Genomic DNA, 20,641 nt, shown 5'->3' on the forward strand with positions numbered 1-20,641 from the left:
TATGGGGAAACGCTCTTGCAAGCCTTTCCCTTCGGCGACGAGAGTGTGTGTGACAATCCTGCTCTCCCGACTGAGCTACCACGCCATTTTAAGCGTGGGCGGGACTCGAACCCGCGACCTGGCCATTAAAAGTGGTGTAGTCACACAGGCATTCGCCAAAACTAAATTAAGGCGGCCAACAAAAAACAGTCAGGAAGTTATTTGGGAAAAATGTAATCCTGACCAGCATTTGGCCTAAAAAGACCAGCGACAAAAAAGTCGTATGACATCTACGCTCGCGCTACCACTGCGCTACGGTTGTCAGCCAACCGCCGGGACTCGAACCCGGGACCTCGCGCTCCTATGTAGTCATACAGGCATTCGCCGGTTTAACTTTAAAAACGTCTGTTTATCTCTCCTTAAAACGCTTTCCCATAACCTTCATGTTATGGGGAAACGCTCTCACGAGCCTTTCCCTTCGGCGACAAATATGTGTGAGATACTTTCCTGCTCTATCCAATTGAGCTACCGCGCAAGACTTCCGCGCGAACGGGACTTGAACCCGCAACCTGGTCGTTAACAGCGATGTAATCCCACTGGCATTCGCCAAAATCAACATTGGGCGGCCAACAAGTTGTGGTCTGGATGTTTTTGGATGTAATCCTGACCGGCATTTGGCCTTAAAAAAACGCGGCGACAATAAGGGCGCATGACATGTCATCTGCTCTACCAGCTGAGCTACGGTCAGAGACCGCCGGGACTCGAACCCGGGACCAAATGGTTAATGTAGTCATACTGGCATTCGCCGTTTAAATCTGAAAACTCTTACTTATTTTCCATAAAGCGCTCTTCCATTACGCTCGCGCGATGGGGAGACGCACTCAGAATCCTTTCCCTTCGACGACAACAGTTTGGTATGACGCTCGCTCTGCCAACTGAGCTATAGCCGCGCCCGGCCACCGGGACTCGAACCCGGGTATGGAGTCATACAAGCATTCGCCGATATCAAAAATTAAGCCTTCGAATCAGGCCGCCCGCAGGCGGCCTTTTTCTCCACCAAGATCCCTGGCTACAGTTCGATTTCCTTGATGGTGCGCACCCAGGTCTGTGGGTTATCGCTCAAAAAGGACTTCATCACTGTGAACACCTGATCGGAGAATCCTCCCACGTTCAGGATGTCATCACGCTCCATCGCCTGGGTGTACGCATTGGGCACAACATCGATACACACCATTTTTGCTTTGGGGTTACGCTGCTTCAGCTTCAGCCACTCCTGCATCACCGCCGTCCCTGAGTTGTACCCCGCATAACGGCTGTTCGTATCAATCCATGACTCGTTATCGCTAACGAAGACCACCGTATCCACCTCCGCTTTGCGCCGGTTCAGCTCTACCAGAGGCGCGGAGCAGTTCGTTCCGCCGCCGCCCAGTTGCGCCAGTTTGGTCGCGTTGGTCATCACCGAATCCCGGGGATTCAAACGCACCTGATGCACTGAGGTCGCGAACGGGAGAATCTCCGCATCCTTGTTTTTCGCCAGGATAGCCGCAGCCACCAGAGCGGCGACATCAATACATCGCACCTTACTGGAAGCGCCGGGACGATAACCTGATACCGACTGAGTCATAGACCCGCTGGTATCCGGCAACACGACAACCCGCCCTTCCAGCGCCGGCACATTCTGCAGCGCGATCTCCATCGCGTCCTGCAAGGCCTCCGTCACCATTTTAGGCACACCTTCGCCCGCCATGGTGTAGGCAGCCATCAATTGATACGGAAACGCCTTGGCCTTGCGAATGGCGTTCTCATCACGCAGACGGTCAGCGATCACACGGTCCATTCCTTTTTCCTTGAACACGCCCTGCCGCGCAAAGGTATTCAAGTTCATCCGCGTCATCTGCCATCCCGCATTGCGGGCGATGCCAGCCCAATGCGCTTGCGTCAGGTTCAGCGCCGTCAGCAACCGAAACTCCACTTTCGGCAGCGGCTGGGACTGATCCGCCTTAAAGGCCTCATAATCCCGCACAACCTGCGGCAGCTTCTCCGCATCGTATTCTCTATCGATCAGATAACCGTACAGAGCTTGCCGCATCAGGTTTTCCGGCTTTGGCCGCACCATCTTGATGACATCCTTCATCGAAGGCGACGCACCGACAGAATCCATGAACAAAGAAGACTCGCCACGAGCGTTGATCCACTCTTTCACCAGCCGCTTGGGCATGGTTCCCAGGGATTTACGCCCAACAACGCCGGAACGCATGATCTGTACGAAGTTTCTCACCATACGGCCGTTATCAATGACCCGCTTGAACACGGCGGGAACCAGTTCCGGAGCCCGCACAGTCAGTATCGCAGTCAACAACGCCGGCATATCTTTCATGAAGCCGCGCTCCCGAGCGAACACCGCCAATTTGGCGATAAACTCAGGCTCCACTTGAGCGGCGAACTCCATGACTTTTTCCAACTGATCTTCAGCGGAAGCATAGAATGTGCTGGTGAAACATCCGGTCACCGCGTACTGCGCCAGCGCATGCTCTGCGGAGTATTTATAAGCCAGGCCGCCGGCCTGATTAAGGGTGTCCGCTGCAGGCGCCATATTTCCGCGCTGGTTGTTGAATAGTGTTTTACTCGCCATTTCTTTACTCCCGCCGACAATACATTCGGCTTTACTGAATTTCACTGCTATCTAATCTGGTAATCAGACTCTGTCGCAGTGTTCCAAGACATTGTTTGTTTACTTGCCAGATGTATTGCAGCCCACATGCCAACTTTCCAAAATAACCCGAAAAAAATTTTTAACTTATTGATATTAAATAACTTAATTTTTATTTCTTGATTTTTTACGCAGAAATGAGGGGGGTTATAAAACGGGCTATATATCTATAAAAATAAAAAATTATCAAAATAAATAACCTCGATTATCCTAGTCCACTTTTAATTGGCCTCGTGTCTCGTGTCTCGTGTCTCGTAATAACGGCTATACTTAACGTCACAATGAAAACGCTTTCACAAAATTCATAAAAATCAGATCGCTTGAACAGAGAGTTAATAACGGATTAACAAGGAGGCAAGATGGAGATAACTATTTGAAAACAAATATTAAAAAAGAACAAACATCGCCAGTTCCGTCAACGCTTCCGTCTGGCATGAAGGAAAATGCTAGTCCGGATTACCGATTCATATCACCGCCTGAGCGTTGTATAAGCCTGAACTGGCCAATACCAAACAGGGATAGCTTTAGATGTATGCGCTTTCCTTAAGATAAAAAATGGTAACGCTTTCATAAAGAGACCGCCTATGAAAACCAAAGACTCCATCATGGACAAGCTGCTGACGACTCTACTGCTGCTTTCAGGAACCGCCTACGCCGCTGATCCCGGCGACCCTCGCGAGTTCACGCAAACACTACAGATGAATGGCGGCTCGGCCATGCTGCGCTTTCATTCTCCCCAAGCCCTCAACCTGCGCTCCCCCACTGAACGGGTATATATCAACTACCGCATCAATGGCTCGCAAATACAGGTTGAAGAGCTGACGGAAACCGCTTCACAAACCGATTTTGAAGCCCAGATTTCCGGGTTAAACGACGGCGACCGCATTGAGTATTACTACACCCAGGTGCTGGACGCCCAGTTCGCAGAACTGCCGGTGGATAGCGGCTGGTTCAAATACAGAGTCGGCGAAGGTTTCTCAAAGCCCGCCTACCCTCTTACCTTTACCTTCGGCGGCCGTTTTCGCGATCGACACGAGGGCGAAGGCCGCTTTGATCACTATGTCGCCGGCTACACCAGCGGCACCAGTTATATCGCCACCTTCAAAGACTGGGGCGACCGCCTGGAAATGACAGTCGTGACCGACGATCCTACCGATAACGGCGATATTCGTTGGAGCGACCACATCGGCGTGCCTGACCCGCTGAACAAGCAGGATGTCTGCTACCGCGCGGAATTCGATAAAGGCGGCGATATGGAGCAGGTCAACGCCAATACCTGGCGCTATGTCATTAATGACGTCAAAGAGGGCCAACTGATCGATCTGGAGTGGACCTTCAAGCGCGCCAGCACGGATCAGCAGTACTACAACGATATTTTCCGCATCCGCATTGGCGAGGGACGTCTCTCTCAGGAGCGTCAGCATCCTTATTTCTCACCCGGCGGCTCCACCACGCCGAACATCATTCAGGACAAACAGTTTCTGTTCGCCCAGCACCTGGTCAATATCGGCGGCCAGGAAATGAAAAACTTCCTGGCGGGGAAAACGCTGTTCGACACCGACTTCGGCGAGAGCAATCCAGATATCGCCTTGCATGCGCCTCAGACCAAATACGACTGCATCGGCGACCAGCCCTCTCCCAAGCAATATATCGACTTCCCTCAACGAGCGCGTACGCCGGTTACGCTGGCGAATCAGCTCGGGCCCCAATTCAACAACAGCTCCTGTTTCGCCTGCCACACCAATGACGGCCGTGGAACCCCGCCAGAGCCCGGCCAGCCGATGCAGTCCATGTTGTTGGCGCTCAGCATTGAAGGAACCGACGCTCACGGCGGCCCCGTTCCGCATCCTACTTACGGTGGGCAGCTACAGGATAAAAGCGTAAATGGCGGCGCCGGCGAAGGCCAGGCGACCGTGACGTACCAAAACATTGTCCGCAACCATATTGGCGGCGGCGCTTATACCCTGCACAAACCTGTTTACGATTGGACGCTGAACTCCCCCATCAATAGCGGCGACATTCTGTTCTCACCGCGCATTGCGCCGCAGCTGACCGGCATGGGTTTGATCGACGCCATCTCCGACGCCACCCTACTCGCTTTCGCCGATCCCGATGACGCCAATGGCGACGGTATTTCCGGCAAAGCCAACTACGTGTGGGACAGGCAGTCGCAAACCATGCGCCTGGGCAAATATGGCTGGAAGGCCGGACAACCCAGCGTCTTACAACAGACCGCCAAGGCGGCCCATGAGGACATGGGAATCACCAACCCCCTCTTCGGAAACGGCGCCGAGTTTTCCATGGAGGATTTACATAAGATCGAATCCTACGTACGTCATCTCGCCGTGCCGCCCAACCTGGAGTTTTTCGCCGACGAGGCGTCACAAGCCAGCAAGCTAAGGGGCAAAGAGCTGTTCAAGGAAGCTAACTGCAGCGGCTGCCATATTCCCACCATGACCACTTCACCGGACTTTGAAGTCGTCTCGCTCCGCAATCAGGTTATCCAACCCTTCTCCGATTTCCTGTTGCACGACATGGGACCAGAACTCGCCGACAAGCGCCCGGAATACGCCGCTACCGGTTACGAGTGGAGAACGCCGCCGCTATGGGCCATCGGGCACTTCGCGGAAGTTAACGGCGCCGCCCGTTATCTGCATGATGGTCGCGCCACCTCCATAGAAGAAGCGATCATGTGGCATGGTGGTGAAGCCGCCGCCTCTCGCGACGCCTTCTCAGCCATGTCGCCCGCGGAGCGCGAAGACCTCCTCGCCTACACCCGCTTCCCGTTTGTTGACCCTGTCGCAGACGGCGGACCTGCCGTGAAAACGCCATCCGCGTCAATTGTCTCCCCGGCCCAGGGTAGCCAGGTAGAGAGTAATTTCGATCTGGCGTTCACGTTACGCAACTGGGAAATGAACGTTGATGGTCGTCATCTGCATTGGTTCGTGGATGGCGTCGACCAGGGTGAACGCTATGACGCCTCCCCTATCGCGATCTCGGGGCTCTCCGACGGAGAACACACTATCGCCGTGAAGCTGGCGAACGCCGACCATCAGTTTGTAGGCGGAGCGCAGGTCAATGTGAAAGTGGGCGGCGACGCGCCCGGACCAGATCCACAGCCGCAAGGGATTACAAAGAATGCGGATGGCAGCGTCACCTACTCCATCACGCTTACGAACAGGATGGAGCGCGTGCAGTTATTTGTGGAGAAAAACGGCGGCCCCGGCTATTTCTGGGCGCCCTTGTTGAAGGCGGATGGCGGCTTACAGAACGGCGCACAGGAGACCGCTAACAGCGATGGCTCGTACCGTTACAGCATCACTCACCCGGCATCGCATTATGCGCAAGTACAAACGTTGCGCCATCGTTTCTACGCCTACAGTCCTGCGGCGGGACAGCTGTTTCAGCCAGGCCCCGGCGACGCGCTGGGCGAGGTGTTCAACTACTGAAGCCAAGAATGAAACGCGCAGTATAAAACTGTCGCAGACATTGCAGACTTTAAAGGGGCGCTAGCGCCCCTTTTTACGTTCTACGTTTTTTTATAGCCCTCAGGCCAATAAGGCGAGAATCTCCGTGACAGCCTCGTCAATTCCCGTCAAAGCTGGAGGCTTCATAGGCGGCGCGGCGCAGATCTGATTCAGCTCATCGACAATCGCGCCACTGAACAGTTGCTTCTGATCGATTTCCTGGCAGGGGACATGTTGTTGCAGCCATTCAATCTGATAAGGCTCTTCCGGCCAATCCCGCCGCGGCAGGTACAACACCGGCGTCTGATTCACCGCCGCTTCCGCCAGCGTGCCGTAGCCGGGTTTGGTGACGACGGCGTCGCAGCTGGCGAGAAGATCGATATGCGGAATTGGGAAATCTTTGTAGCAGATAAAGTCACCCCGGCCGTTTACCGGCTCCCCTGTCAACCAGACCAACCCCGGAGTGGTTGGCCAGTCGCGAAAAGGAATGGCGTAAGGCATGCCGCCCATAGACACCAACACGAACCTGTCTGCGTCCGGGCGCTGAAACGCCTCTCGCAAATCGCATCGACGACCGGAACGCGATATCGCCCCGATTGACTTCACATGGGCCATACCTGTCATCGGCATCCCAGGAGTCACCCGCAAAAACGCCTGTGCCTGATTATAGGAAGCGCATAACCACGCGTATATTTCCTGACTCCTGGGCCTGTCGCCACAGTAGGAAAGAAATATATCGGCCCAGTTCAGCGAGCAGAAGTGCATGGAAGGAATACCCAACTCTCCCGCTGCGGCGGATAATCTATAGCTGATATTGGTCAGCACCAAATCTGGCTTCTGCTCACGCAAGTGCGCGGTTTCCGTCGCCAGCGTCTCCGCCCACGTCTCATATTCATTCAGGTACGCATCGTAAGTGGCCTGAACATTGACCTTGAGAGCGTCGAACATGGGCATGCCCAAATCCGTTTGCCTGATGACATGACGAAACGGACACTGCAGCCAGGTTTGCAGGATCGACAGCGGCGCTTCGCTTTGGATGATCAGTTCGATATCCGACCGCTCACGCATCAGGCGATTCAGCACCGGCGCGACTTGCGCCAGATGCCCGAAACCATGAAAGGAAATCGCGCAATAGACGGTTTTCATCACGCCCCCGCTTCGCCCAAAAATCAATTCAGCGCCCAATAGCCGACCGGCTTCAGGTGCTTGGTGAAAAACGCCTTGGTCAGCTCGACCACTTTTGCGTCATTGAAACGACCATGCTGTCCGCCTTTTACCGTGTAAAAGGACACCGGCACTTCCGCCGCTTTCAACGCCGCCTCCAGCAGTTGGCTTTGATGATGAGGAACGATGGGATCAGCGTCGCCATGCACAATCAGGAAAGGCGCGTCGCCTTCGTTGACATAAGTGATCGGGTTGGCCCGCTCAACTTTGTCTTTGTTGTCCTGTATTGCGCCGCCAATCAAACGGGATTCGGGAGAGCCCGCTTTGTCGTGAGACTCGCTGGCGGGCAGACGGTTCTCATCTATTTGAAGAAAATCCGTGGGGCCAAAGTAATCCACCACCGCCTGCACCCGGCTGGAAACATTCAGATTTTCACCCACGTCAAAATCTTCCACATCCCCCGTCGTTCCCAGCAACGCGGCGAGATGGCCACCGGCGGAAGCGCCCCACACGCCAATGCGCTCAGGGTCAATGTCATATTGCCCGGCGTTGGCGCGCAACCAGCGCACCGCCGCCTTGACGTCTTCTAACTGTGCGGGAAACTTGGCCACATTACTGAGCCGATAGTTGACGCTGGCGACGGCATAGCCTTCATCCACGTAGTCGATGGGAACGCCCTGGGTTTTATCGCCATTCATCCAGCCTCCGCCGTGAATCCAGATAATCAGCGGGATATTTTTACCGGCGGAAGGAAGGTGCAGGTCCAACTTCTGTTGCACATGGCCGTTACTCACGTACGCCATGTCTCGGTGCGAAATAACGCCCTGTTCCGCAGGAGGGATAAATCCGGAGTCAGGGGTCGGCGCCGACTTTTCCTGCGCGGGCTTTTGCGCAGGCGCGGGCGTCGCCTCAGGGGCACTCTCGGTCGCCGCCACTGAAACACTTACCATAAAAAAGGAAGCAATGAATGCTTGAAGCCGCATCTGACTATCTCCTTTCGATGCAGTGACCACGCGCCGGTTTTAAGCACATCCTTTTTCCATGCGCGCTAAAAGCATAGGCCCGCGCAGAAAAAGCGCCAGAAAATCCGACGACGCCAAATGGCGCTGAACATAACATGCGGGAGAATGCAGTGACAACTGAGCCGGTTCGTCGCCGAACAGGAGAAAGAAAGAGAAGAAGCAAAGGGCCGGGTATGCGCCCGGCCCTGTTCAGCAGAATAAAGAAAGTAGCGTTATTGCAGCGTTACTGTTGCGCTATCTGAAGGCGACACTGGCGCGGAACCATCGTCATCCACAACGGTTGCGGTGACGGTATTGGTATGAGTCGCACTGTTCACCCAAGCCTCGAAGCTACAGGTGTAACTGTCTCCAGGTTGCGCGGCGGGCTGCAGTTCCTGCGGCGTCACACAGGTCGTGTTGTAGAGATCGCCCTGAACCACCGTTACGTCGCCGAACATATCATCCACCAGAGCGGTGACCGTCAGCGCTTCAGCATCGGAGGTATTGGTCACTGTCACTTCAAACGTCACCAGCGCCCGCGTCGCGGTTTTGGTAAGCGTCGCCGCCGGCGGCGCATTGATGATGTCGACGGTGGCGTCGCTCATGGCGCTGAGTACCTGTCCGTCATCATCCACGCCAAGCGCCAGCACCACGTTGGTGACCGAGGTATTGCCATTGCCGCTGACAAAGGTGGTCACTGAACAGGTGAAAGATTGTGAGGAGTACAGGATTTGCGGCAGCGCGCAGTCGCCCATGCCGTTCAAATCGCCCAGCTTGTCGTCGTCCAGGTTTTCAATGGTCACTGCATCGACGGTGGACAGGTTGGTCACGGTATAGGTATAGGTGACATTGCCTCCCGGCTCATCGACCTGCTCTGGATCAGCGGTTTTGGTCACCGAGATTTCCGAAGGCACGTTAACGATCACCACGGTTGCGGAGTCGCTGGCGCTCACCATATTGCCCTCGTCATCCGCGCCGGAAGCGGTGACCGTATCCGTTTCCGATTTGCCCGCGTTGCCCATGACATTGGCGGTAAAGGAGCACAGATACTCCTGCCCCGGCGCAATGACAAGCCCGGACTGGCAGTCGCCTTGACCATTCAGGTCGCCATGGATGTTATCCACTAATGAACTCAGCGTAATGGAATCGCTGGACGCCGGACTGGTGTTTTTCACGGAGACGGTGAAAGTGACAGGACCGCCGGGCTCCAACAACTGTGTGGGCGAAGCGGTTTTGACCACTTCCAGCACAGGAGGCGAATCCAGAATGGTGACGCTCGCGCTATCCTGCCCCGACAGTGAGTAACCATTGTTATCCACGCCGCTGGCGGTGACCGTATCGGTCTCCACAGTGTTGGCGTTCGCATTGATCTGCGCGGTGAACTGACAGCTATAGGTGTCCACGCCGCCAGGATTGCGATCATCCGCCGGGATAGTCTGCGGCGTCGCGCAAGTGGTGCTGATTATGCCGTCATGTCCCGCCATGGTGATGTCACCGTAGATATCGTCGGTCAACGCATTCATCGTCACCGAGTTAGACGGATCGACTCCCACGTTCGTGACAGAAATGGAGAACGTCACCGTCCCGCCCGGCTCCGTCAGCGTAGTCGGTGAGGCGGATTTAGACACCAGCAGTTCCGCTGGCGGCACATCGATTGGCACGTTGAAACCTTCGTCACACTTACACTTCGACGGCGATCCTGGGAAAGCATCCGTGGGAGTCACGCAAAGCTCATTAGCCCCTGCCTGCCGCCAGCTGGTGCAATAAGGCAGGTTCAACTTACCATCGGCATCCGGGTCAATACACACTGCAGTGATAGTGATGGTCGGATACAGCGGATTATGCCCGGGCTTGTCGATATCGCCACAGGTATCCTGCACCCCTGACGGCCCTGATGTGCCAGGAAAAGGATCGTTAGTTCCATCCAAGTCCAGCCAGGGAGGGTCTGGTTGAAACGGCAATGTGGAAATTGCGCATGAACCACTGACGGCACCGTCCCCTTCCGGGTCTCCGTCAGTGACGAAGTAGATGCCGATATCGTGTCGCTCTTTCGCCGACGACACCAACTCAAACGTAGCGGTGAACTCAACCGTATCTCCCTGATAAGCGCAACCGTCATCCAGTATTTCAAGTTGCGGCGTTCCATCCGGGTTCGTGGCGACGCCGGCTATCTGAATATCGTTAGCCGAACATTGCACATTGAAACCCGCGGTTTCCTCCATACAGCCCGCTTCCACCAAGTTCTGCGCAAACACTGGCGAGCTTATAAGCATGGCCGCGGCCAGCGCCGCCATGCCACTCACCTTTCGGCGCTCCTTTCTCGTACCTGATAATTTCGCGTTAACTGACTGCATATCCTTTTTTTCCTTTGTGATTAATTTTCACTCTGGCCCCGCGCAAACCGACAAACCACAGGGCCTCCAGCAGGATAAAGACTAGTCCATTACGCATAGTTCATATTTTTAATTTAACGTCCGCATGTAACCCAACGTTTGAGGGGCGGGGAAGTTCACCGGTTATAGAGAGAGTGTGTATGCCCTCGGTGACATACTTTGGGAGATCAGGGGCGGAAATCGAACACAAAAGACAAGAACACTGCCATTTGTCACTAGAACCAGACACATGAAAGAGTGATATATCGCATCGTTTTTCTTGTCTTATGTTCTGCTAAAAGAGGTAAAACATTGTTAGGAACGCAAGTAGCAATCATTGTCATAAAAGGCGTTCTATTTTTTGCTGTCGATGGTTTCATACAATTCGCGAGCGGCCTCGCCAAGAGCGCGAGAGAACAGGCTGAATACAGCGGAACGAGGCTCTGAGCGTTCAATCACGCCAATACGCCGATAAAAAACATCACCCTTTAATTCAAAAACACGCACTTGGCTGACATCCAATCCCGGCGAGATCGGCAACAAGGCCACGCCCAATCCTTCCTCCACCATTTTGACGATCCCTGTGAGCTCATCCATCTCGGCGCAGTCATTCACATGCAGACGATGCCGGCGTAGAAAGCGTTCCACCAGTCGACCGCCAAATGCGCCGCGGTCATAGCGGATAAAACGATGCGCAGTCAGTAGCGTGCGCCAGTCACTTTCCTGCGCGTCATGGGGTGCAACCAACGCATAACGCTCATTCGCCAGGGGCGACCAGTTCAACTCACGAGGCAAGGCAAAAGGCGGCTCTACTAATATCGCCGCATCGATTTCGCCGCTATCGACCAGCGCCAGCAGCTGCAACGATGAGCCGGGGATAATCCGCAGCGATATCTCGCTTCCCGCGCGACGCAGATGAGACATCGTTACCGGCAGCAGACCAGCCTGCGCAGTGGAAACCGCCCCAAGCCGAACCTCGCCGCGCACAGGTCCTGGCTCCGCCCCCTCGCACATGCCGCCGAACAGGTCGAGAATCTGTTCCGCTCTACCAATCGCCGCCCGGCCCTCCGGCGTCAGTTGCGCCGACCTCCCTGCGCGTTCAAACAATGAGTAGCCCAATGCCTCTTCCAGGCGCTGCATCTGTGCGCTGACCGCAGACTGGGTCAAACCGATGCGATCGCCGGCGGCGGCGAATGTGCCGCACTTAGTGACTTCCAGAAAGGTTTTAAGCTCTCTCAACATCGTCGATTGGCCCTCTGTAGCTACGTAGATAGACAGCGTCGGATAAACGAATTGATCAATAAAATTTGATAATAGGCTAAAAATTTATTGTTTTAAATTCCAAAAATTAATCAATAAAGTGAGTCCGCTGATGTCCAGAAACATACGGAGAAATACGATGTCCCTACCTTTAACCAACGATGGCGCGCAATGGGTGAAATCCATTCAGGGCGGCGAATGCACAGCGGAAGAAGTATGTGAAACATTGATCGCTCAGGTTACTCGCTATGAGCCGGACATCCGCGCCTTTGCGGCATTCGATCCACACAGAGTTTTACAACAGGCTCAGGTGATAGACTTCCGCCCCAACAAAGGAAAACTGAGCGGACTCCCCATCGGCGTAAAAGACATCTTCGACACGGTCGATTTCGCTACGGAATATTTCTCTCCTATCTATCGGGATCACCGCCCCTCGCGAGACTGCTCCGTGGTGGCGCGACTACGGCGAGAAGGCGCTATCGTCATGGGTAAAACGGAGACTACAGAGTTCGCCTTTATGCATACCGGACCGACCCGCAACCCACATGCACTGGATCACACGCCAGGCAGCTCCAGCGCTGGTTCCGCCGCAGGGTTGGCGGCGGGCTTCTTCCCGGTGGCGTTGGGTTCGCAAACGGCGGGCTCCTTGCTCAAGCCCGCGTCCTATTGCGGTCTGTTCGCTTTCAAACCGACTCGCGGAATTGTCTCTCTGGAAGGCGTCAAACCCCTGGCGCCCAGCTTCGACACCGTCGGCTGGTATGGACGCAGCATGGATGATTTGCAGTTACTCGCGGAGGTCCTGCTGGAGCCTTACTTATCGCTGCAGACGCCTCCTATCAACAGACCTCTCCGACTGGCCTGCGTCATTGACGAGTTTTGGTCTACAGTGGAAACGCCGGTCAAGGAGGCATTGCTCACCAGCCTTTTAACGCTGCGCTCCCAAGGACATCACATTCAAAATACCTCCACGCCGTTCAGCCTGAAGCAGTTGGCCGACAGTCATAAAATCGTGAACGACAGGGAGGGCAGCCGCGCGCTGGCTTACGAATACGCCAGCCACCGCAACCAGCTCAGCGCCTCAACGCTGGAAATGATTGAGAACGGCTTACGCCTGACCTTCGCCGAAGAACTCGCGGCCAAAAACACAATCGCCGCCGCCGCAAACGCCTACCCTCAATTCATGGCCGGATACGACGCTGTTATCACTCTCAGCACACCCCACTCCGCCCTAGAAGGCCTTCTCAACACAGGCACATCGGATCTGATCAAAGTCTGGAACGCCCTGGGCGTCCCCCAACTCAACCTCCCCCTCACCCTCCCCGGACGCCTGCCGGTAGGACTACAAATCGTCGGGATACAAGGCGGTGATGGATGGTTGTTGGAGGTAGGCAGAGTGATCGCTGGCGCGTTAGGGGTACAATCTTCGGTGGTGACCAGTAAGCCCGGTGAAAATTAGAGATTAGATATTTCATCGGACTGATATCTATTTTCAGATTAGAATTTTCGCCACACCACTCGCCGATGCCGAGAAACAACTATGTTGCGAAAAATTCTTATTCCTCTGACATTGCTCCTGGCCGCCTGCTCGCAGGCTCAAAATCAGCCGGTGCAGAAGGCCTCGCCAGTGATTTGCGTATTTGAGTCTGAGCAGATAGATACCTGTCACTTTGAAGACGGCGGCGATGAAATATCCGCAACACTGACCACCCATCTCAGTGATGACGACGAGCTTCATATCTCTGCGATCAACATCTCTAGGGGCAAGCGCCGGCAAACTCTGACCCTGTCGCCGGACGCATTACTATTGCCGGGAGACAGAGGGTATATCTCGTTCGAAGATATTAACTTTGATAACCATGCAGATATCGCCGTCACTACCAGCTTAGGGGCCGCCAATCTTTATCTGGATTACTGGGTCTACTCGGAGGAGCAGAAGCGTTATGTGAAGGTTGGAAACTACCCTGTATTCAAACTCCAACCCGATACGCAAACGCTCACCACAGAAGTCCGCCTCAACGCCGCGCAATACGATAGAAAAGCTTACCAATGGCGAGGATTAGAACTTGTGGTGGTTGAATAGTTGATTAAACGCCAAACGCCTTAGCCCTTACAGACGAATTGCCGTTGCGGCGTCTCGCGCTTAGCATAAATGCGCCCGGGAAACGGGGAGTCATTAATGTGAGTACGGCTCCTCTATGTGACATCAGACGCTTAGGGCGTCTGACTCTTGCTTCGACGAGAAGGACTTTTTATGCGACGCGTTGCGCTTCTTCTATTTCCCATCATTACGTCATGCGGCGTTTCGCCGCTTCAATCCATATCGAAAGACGGAGAAACCTGTCTGTTTGGCGTCGGCCGCATCCCAACCTGTGAGCATGCCTCTGCGGCGCTTCAGATCAAGGCTTCGCCGATGCTGGCGCCGCTCGCGGATGATCAGGTATTGCTGCAGGCCGTGGCGGCTTCCATCAATGGTCAGGAGCAACGTCTGGAGATCGCCCCCGACACGGTGTTCTTCGCTGGCGACATTGGCCATATCGCCTTCGACGATATCAACTTCGACGGTTTTCCCGATTTGGCTATCACCACCTCGGCAGGCGCCAAGCATGTTTTTCTGGATTATTGGGTGTACTCCCAGAACGCCAAGCGCTTCGTGAGGCTAGGCAATCTGCCGGAACTGACCGCCGACCCCGCAACTCAAACTCTCAGTTTGCAGGTTCAAGTCAGCGAAACGCAGTATGAGAGAAAGCGGCTGAAGTGGAATGGCTCAAACTTGATTCCTATCGACTAGGAAATCAGATCAAAACAAGCCGATCTGTCCGCCGGCGATATCCTGAAAGGACGCATTCATAAAACGAAGGATGCCGTCGGCGATAGGCTCGATCTGTCGCTCCACGTAGAGGTCATAATCCAGCGCGGAGCGTCGGTACTCCAGGGGCTCCGGCCCATTTACCGTCACCACGTATTCAATCCATCCTCCGCGCTGATAACGGGGCGCCAGCCCCTGCTCTTCGCGAATGCGATCCGCCGTACGCGCCGCCTGCACATGCGGCGGCACATTGCGCTGATACTCATCGAGCCGGCGACGCAGACGCTTACGGTAGTAGAGCTGATCGTCTTTTTTGCCTGCGCGAATATCACTGACCAGGTCGCGCACGTAATCCTCATAGGGCTCGTTATGAAAAATGCGACGATAAAGTTCTTTCTGGAAAGTACGCGCCAGAGGCGTCCAATCGGTGCGCACCGTTTCCAACCCTTTGAACACCATTTCCGGCTCGCCTTCTCCTCTGGCGGCCAAGCCGGCGTAGCGCTTCTTGCTGCCCTTTTCGGAACCGCGAATGGTTGGCATCACAAAGCGTAAGAAATGAGTCTCAAACTGTATTTCAAGAAAGCTCTCGATGCCGTATTCCTGCGTCAGATAATCCCGCCACCACTGATTCAGCGTTGCAGCCAGTTGCTTTCCAACGCTATCAATCTCCGCCGCCGGACTTTGCTTGTACTCTTTCAACCAGACAAACACCGAGTCGGTATCGCCATAGATCACCTGATGGCCCTGTTGTTCAATCAGCTCCTTGGTGCGGTACAGAATCCGGTGTCCGCGTAACGTGATGGAGCTGGGCAAGCGATGGTCGAAGAAGCGGCATCCCGGTGTGCCCAGCACGCCATAGAATGAGTTCATCAGAATTTTTATCGCCTGCGACATCGCCGCATTTTTGTGGCGTTTCGCCTCATCCCGCGCCGCCCACAGCTCACCGATAATATCCGGCAGAATATTATGCTCTTTGGAAAAAACCGCGCCGTTAAAGCCAGGAACCAGTTGCTTGCAGTCCGCTTTTACCGTTTCCTGCTGATCCCACAGATCCTCACGCAGCACGTCCTGCCCGCGTTCAATTTCAATGCCCTTGATACGCGCCAGCGGATCAATTTTGAAGGTGCGGATGATACTGGGATACAGGCTTTTAAAATCCAGCACCAGCACGTTGCGGTAAAAGCCCGGGATTGAATCCATCACATAACCGCCGGGACTGCCCACGCCTACAGGATTCTGCGACAGCATCGGAGCCACGTACCCTGCCCGATGTAAACGCGGCAAATAGCGGTTATCAAAAGAGGCGACCGAGCCGCCGAAACGGTCCAGCGCCAGCCCGGTCAATTGCGCCCGCTCTACGGCGAACTCAATCAACAGGGCGTGTTGAAACACCTCCCACACCAATTGGCAGTCTTCCAGATTGTATGCGGCCAGCCTGGGCTTATCGTGTAGAAACAAATGCGTGATCTCATCGCCCCGGTTATCCGGGTCATGAATCAGCTTGCCTCGTCCCAACAAATGCTGGGCGACATACTCCAGAGAAAAGCTTTCAAAGTTGTAGGTGGCGGATTTGAGCGTATCAATGCCATCCAGCACCACTCGGCCAGGAATGCATAAAGTGAAATGCTGGTCGTCGCTGCGCGACTGGCGCCAGTCCATGGGCGTCCCGCCTCGTCCCGGGTGAAAGGACAGGTTCAGATCATCGGCTTTCTTTTGCAGAAAACGCAGATCGAAATTGATGACATTCCAGCCAATCAGAATGTCTGGATCAAAGTCGTCAAACCACGCGATAAAGCGCCGAAAAACTTCCATTTCGTCAGCGCAGTAAACCAAGTATTCCGGGCTGTCTTCCGCATTATCACCCACCATGAACACGCGCCGCTGCACGGCGCCTGCGCCGACATCCGCGCCATAAGAAGTCGCCACCAAACCGATGGAGTATAACTGCGCCCCATCCATGGACGTCTCAATATCCAGCGACAGTACCTTGAAATAAGGCGCATAGGGCGCGGGCTTGATGCGTGGATTGTGGAATTCCAGCACCCCATCCTTTTCCACCGCCTCGCCATGAACCGCCAACGAGCCGGTCACAAAGCGCTCCATCAGGAAACGGTCTGTAGGATGAATATCCGCCTCCATTGGCGAGAGGCCCGCCTGCGTCAGCAAGTCACGCATGCGATAAAGGTTGCGTTGCTCACGCAGATACACCCCATGCACCGGCTGCCCGCCAAAATCCTTCAGCTCAAGCTCTTTTTCATACCAGGGGGGGCGCTCGCCACTGCTGTCGCCGAGCAAATTGGTCAGAATGCGGCGCGCCACAGGCATCGCCGAACTCTCAAGAAAGCACACCGCGTATTGGTCGCTGACTGTCAGTCGCGCCGGGCCGCGATCCGTTAATATCCAGTACTGCAGCGCCAATGATTTGGTGAGTCCGCCCCGCGCCTTGTCCTGCTCAGGGACAAGATCATCCCATTGTCGGGTCAGCAGAAACCCTCTCAGCGGCGCGGACATCGATATTATTCAGCCTCAATTTTGCGGTCGCGACAGGCGAACAACGCCACACAACCGACTATTTCCATTTCGACGCGATTAAAATACCGTCGTAAAACGTCATGAAGCGCCGTTGCGCAATCCTCTTCGTTACAGAAAACGCCGGCTTTGTTCAGGCTGCTCATACAAAGTCGGGTGAACATATCTTTCTCTACCCCGACGCTCAGCACCGTGGAGCCGAACAGCACGCCGTCATCATTCAACAATTGACTCAAATGCCCGAACGCCTCGCCTTTGCGTTCGAAGTGCCCGGGCACGCAATGCATGACATAGTTCACTGCAATGGAATCAAAGCCCGGGGCGTCAATCTCGACAGGTTGCAATATATTGCGACGATAGCATTGTGGGTGATAACGGGTGAGCCTGCGTGAGGTTTTCTGGAGACAGCTTTCACTCAGATCCATCAACGCCAGCCTCGGCTCCTTGGCGGGGAAAGTTGAGTGATCCAGCAAATAGCCCGAGCCAACGCCGACTTCCAGGTGATTAGCGCTGAGATGATCGCGATAATGGCGCAATACCCGCTCAGTTGGACAACCCCAGGCGTACTTATCGATGAAACCAAACAGCGCCAAGTCATAGACCGCCAATGTCAGCGGGTTAAAGTAGCGTTGCGACAGCTTTACTCTGCTGTCTACAGGTCGGGAAACTGTTTCCATCTATAACATCTCCTGGAGGCCGACCGTCGTTTCATCCCTTTCCCTGCGCGGGCATCCACAAAACCCGGGCGCGCCCGGCAAGACAAAACAACATGTCTGAATTGAGTTTTAGGGCATCCTAACACCGAAACTCTGTTTTCGCCGCTACTATTTATTTTATAAAAGACTAATTGATTTATAACTAACAGCTTGATTTATGACTGACAGATTGACTTATAACTAGCGAATCAAATATTTGACGAGAATCTCTATGTCCCTTCGAACGCTTCAGTTTTCCAATATCATTGACTTAAGCCACCCCATTGACGCCAATATCCCCCTGTGGCCGGGAGATCCGACGGTTCATTTCACCGACGAGGCCAGCATCGCAGAAGACGGTTACTTCCTGCGCAGTTTCCAGATCGGCGAGCACAGCGGCACTCATATGAACGCCCCCGCCAGTTTTTTTGAAAATGGGATGACTATCGACGAATACTCCCCTCAGCAACTAACGCCGGAGGCGGTGGTGATTGATGTCAGCGCCCAGGCGCAAGAGCAACCGGACTACGCCGTCACCATGCAGGATTTACATCACTGGGAGCAAAACCATGGCGTCATACCCGCCGGATGCGTAGTTCTGTTCTATACCGGCTACCAACATTACTGGAAAACGCCAGAGCGCTTTTTCAATATGGACGCGCAGGGCGTCATGCGCTTTCCCGGTCTGGCGGCGGAGACAGCCAGATTTTTGCTGGAAGAAAGACAGGTCGGAGGATTTGGGATAGACACCCACGGCGTCGATCCCGGGGCCAGCGTGGAACACCTGGTCAATCGCCTGACGCTGGCGCAATCCGGCATTGTGCTGGAGTGCCTGACCAACCTGAACCGCCTGCCGCCCAAAGGCGTCACATTGGTGATCGGCCTGCTGCGACTACGGGGCGGCTCAGGATCGCCAGTCTCTGTTCTGGCGCTCATACCCTGAGCGCCGGAAGCGTTACCACATCAGGTCGTCGGGAATCTGATAAGCGGCGTAAGGATCATCTTCGTCGGGCTCAGCGTTTTTGTTATCGTTGAGCACCACAACAAACTCAGGCGCGCGCTCGCGGATTTTCTCCGCCACTTTCCTGCTGATCACTTCGTAAGCGTCCCCCATTCTGGCGATGGCGAAACGACCAGAGGCCAAACCATCCTGCAGCTCCTGGGTGACGTAGATTTTCTTGACCTTGCCTTCATCCGCAAACTGATAGCCAACCTCGCCTTTATTGCGGTTGATGCGATTCATCTCGATCAACTGCTTAACCTGCGCCTTCAGCGCTTTACGGTCGGCCTCTTCCTGGCGCTGACGGTTCATCTCACGATCCCGCTGCGCTTTTTCCTCACGCGCCTGCTGCGCGCGCACCTTGGCCTCGTCCTCGACCTGATGACCTTTCGGCGTCTGTTTCGCCTGCTTGCGCTTTTCCTGCTTTATCTGTTTCGCTTTTTTCTGATCAACCAGCCCTGCCTTGAGGAGCTGCTCTTGAAGAGACTTAGCCATTATTCGCGTTCCAAACCATTAGTTAACTGAAATGGATTTTAACAAATCCCGCGCCAAGGTTTCAGCGCTCTTTTGCGCCCGTCTGCGCGTTCTCAATCCTGGCGATCGCCGCCGCCAGGTCCTGTTGCCCCTCGTAAACCGGCCGCTCAGGATCAGGAGATACTTTGCGTATATACACTGCCGCAATCCTATCAGCAAAACGCGCCTGAATATCCCGGTAAATCTCCGGGTCGCGCTCGCCGTCATCACCGAGCAAAACAAAATTCACCCTTGGAAAACGCCGCAGCAAATCTTCAATGTGGGCGGTTTTGTAGGCGGCCTGATCCAGCCAGGGCTCGCTGTCGGACTCATTCGACACTTTCTTGGCGACCACCACGCCGCGAGGAAAACCATTGTGCTCCAAGAACAGCGTAATATTACCGTACAACTGCCGTGGCGACGCGGACAAATAGAAGACCGGCGACGCATCCCATTGCGCATTATCGGCGATAACACTGGCGATAAATGCGGAAGCGCCCGGAACCGCCTCACGCTGAAGCGGATTCTTCAAAAATGTATTTTTCAACAATGAGGTCTTCGCCGTCACCTCACTGATCATGAGTGTATCGTCCAGGTCGGAAATCACCCCCAAGCGATTTTCAGAAGGCGCCATATAAACCCCGCCTTCGACAGCTTTCGCGCTTTCCGCATGCGCTGTCACCGTCAGCCAGCCCGACTGTTTTGCGTCCGCCAGTTCACCGTCGAGCCGAAAGTAGCCTTCCTCGTCCGTCTTCACTCGCCAATGCTGCGTGTCAAGCTGGACGCGCACCTCAACATTTTCCTGCTCGGCGTTGAACAGTTGCGCCAGATTGCGACGTAGATTGGTCGCGCCGCCGTCTTCCGGCGCTACGCCCGCCGTATCTTCGTCCAGCTCAATGACGCGCCCCTCCAGAGTGAATTTACCTGCGGAGCCGTAGCCAGCGTAGAGGATCACCGCCAGCGAATCCTCTTCCTCCGCGCTGGCGAAGCCACAAAAACATAGCCATCCCAAAAAAATGACAGTCCAACGCATAAAAAGCTCCAAAGCCTCACATATCACACCGGAGGTATTGTCAAACAATACTCCCCGCAAAAAAGTTCAATACGTTTAACGCCTGAGTGAGCATGCCTCCAGGCAGCCGCCG

The 20,641-nt window shown here is 54.7% G+C and carries 14 protein-coding genes; 5 read left to right on the forward strand and 9 right to left on the reverse strand.

Features of this window, described 5'->3' with window-relative positions:
* Window positions 1–1,048: 1,048 nt before the first annotated feature.
* Entirely contained in the window at window positions 1,049–2,611 is a 1,563-nt protein-coding gene (locus tag ACQYWX_RS23135) for a vWA domain-containing protein (RefSeq protein ID WP_431686481.1), read from the reverse strand.
* A 662-nt stretch (window positions 2,612–3,273) separates the two neighbouring features.
* Between ACQYWX_RS23135 and ACQYWX_RS23140 the strand changes: the two genes are divergently transcribed.
* Window positions 3,274–6,138 carry a di-heme oxidoredictase family protein gene (locus ACQYWX_RS23140; protein WP_431686482.1) on the forward strand — a complete coding sequence of 955 codons (2,865 nt, stop codon included), beginning with the start codon at window positions 3,274–3,276 and terminating at the stop codon, window positions 6,136–6,138.
* A gap of 99 nt (window positions 6,139–6,237) precedes the next feature.
* On the opposite strand, the gene ACQYWX_RS23145 is transcribed toward ACQYWX_RS23140, so the two are convergent.
* The 4 genes from ACQYWX_RS23145 to ACQYWX_RS23160 form a co-directional block, all read right to left on the reverse strand.
* Window positions 6,238–7,302, reverse strand: a complete 1,065-nt coding sequence (locus ACQYWX_RS23145) for a hypothetical protein (RefSeq protein ID WP_431686483.1) — start codon at window positions 7,300–7,302, stop codon at window positions 6,238–6,240.
* 23 nt (window positions 7,303–7,325) lie between these two features.
* A complete protein-coding gene (locus tag ACQYWX_RS23150) occupies window positions 7,326–8,303 on the reverse strand; it encodes an alpha/beta hydrolase fold domain-containing protein (protein WP_431686484.1) in 978 nt (325 codons plus the stop codon).
* Between the two features lie 251 nt (window positions 8,304–8,554).
* Window positions 8,555–10,615 (reverse strand): hypothetical protein, encoded by a 2,061-nt coding sequence (locus ACQYWX_RS23155; protein WP_431686485.1) that lies wholly within the window; start codon window positions 10,613–10,615, stop codon window positions 8,555–8,557.
* A 432-nt stretch (window positions 10,616–11,047) separates the two neighbouring features.
* Entirely contained in the window at window positions 11,048–11,935 is an 888-nt protein-coding gene (locus tag ACQYWX_RS23160) for a LysR family transcriptional regulator (RefSeq protein WP_279505371.1), read from the reverse strand.
* Window positions 11,936–12,092: 157 nt separating this feature from the next.
* Between ACQYWX_RS23160 and ACQYWX_RS23165 the strand changes: the two genes are divergently transcribed.
* From ACQYWX_RS23165 to ACQYWX_RS23175, 3 genes are all read left to right on the forward strand, one after another.
* Window positions 12,093–13,409, forward strand: coding sequence for an amidase (locus tag ACQYWX_RS23165; RefSeq protein ID WP_431686486.1), 1,317 nt, complete (start codon window positions 12,093–12,095; stop codon window positions 13,407–13,409).
* Between the two features lie 81 nt (window positions 13,410–13,490).
* The gene (locus tag ACQYWX_RS23170) at window positions 13,491–14,033 is read left to right on the forward strand and encodes an XAC2610-related protein (protein ID WP_431686487.1); all 543 of its coding nucleotides are present in this window, start codon (window positions 13,491–13,493) and stop codon (window positions 14,031–14,033) included.
* A 171-nt stretch (window positions 14,034–14,204) separates the two neighbouring features.
* On the forward strand, window positions 14,205–14,741 hold the full coding sequence (locus ACQYWX_RS23175) for an XAC2610-related protein (RefSeq protein WP_431686488.1): 537 nt from the start codon (window positions 14,205–14,207) through the stop codon (window positions 14,739–14,741).
* A gap of 9 nt (window positions 14,742–14,750) precedes the next feature.
* Here ACQYWX_RS23175 and ACQYWX_RS23180 read toward each other — a convergent pair whose 3' ends face one another.
* Together ACQYWX_RS23180 and ACQYWX_RS23185 are read right to left on the reverse strand one after the other, a co-directional pair.
* A complete protein-coding gene (locus ACQYWX_RS23180) occupies window positions 14,751–17,270 on the reverse strand; it encodes a DNA polymerase II (protein WP_431686489.1) in 2,520 nt (839 codons plus the stop codon).
* Window positions 17,271–17,275: 5 nt separating this feature from the next.
* Window positions 17,276–17,965, reverse strand: a complete 690-nt coding sequence (locus tag ACQYWX_RS23185) for a class I SAM-dependent methyltransferase (RefSeq protein WP_431686490.1) — start codon at window positions 17,963–17,965, stop codon at window positions 17,276–17,278.
* A 250-nt stretch (window positions 17,966–18,215) separates the two neighbouring features.
* Here ACQYWX_RS23185 and ACQYWX_RS23190 point away from each other — a divergent pair, with 250 nt between their 5' ends.
* Window positions 18,216–18,926 (forward strand): cyclase family protein, encoded by a 711-nt coding sequence (locus ACQYWX_RS23190; RefSeq protein ID WP_431686491.1) that lies wholly within the window; start codon window positions 18,216–18,218, stop codon window positions 18,924–18,926.
* A gap of 12 nt (window positions 18,927–18,938) precedes the next feature.
* Here the strand turns inward: ACQYWX_RS23190 and ACQYWX_RS23195 are convergent, their stop codons facing one another.
* Entirely contained in the window at window positions 18,939–19,478 is a 540-nt protein-coding gene (locus tag ACQYWX_RS23195) for a DUF2058 domain-containing protein (RefSeq protein WP_216735695.1), read from the reverse strand.
* A 61-nt stretch (window positions 19,479–19,539) separates the two neighbouring features.
* The gene (locus tag ACQYWX_RS23200) at window positions 19,540–20,529 is read right to left on the reverse strand and encodes a phosphatase domain-containing protein (RefSeq protein ID WP_431686492.1); all 990 of its coding nucleotides are present in this window, start codon (window positions 20,527–20,529) and stop codon (window positions 19,540–19,542) included.
* Window positions 20,530–20,641 lie beyond the last annotated feature (112 nt).

Origin of the sequence: Hahella sp. NBU794 (assembly GCF_050749805.1) — a bacterium.
Lineage (GTDB): Bacteria > Pseudomonadota > Gammaproteobacteria > Pseudomonadales > Oleiphilaceae > Hahella.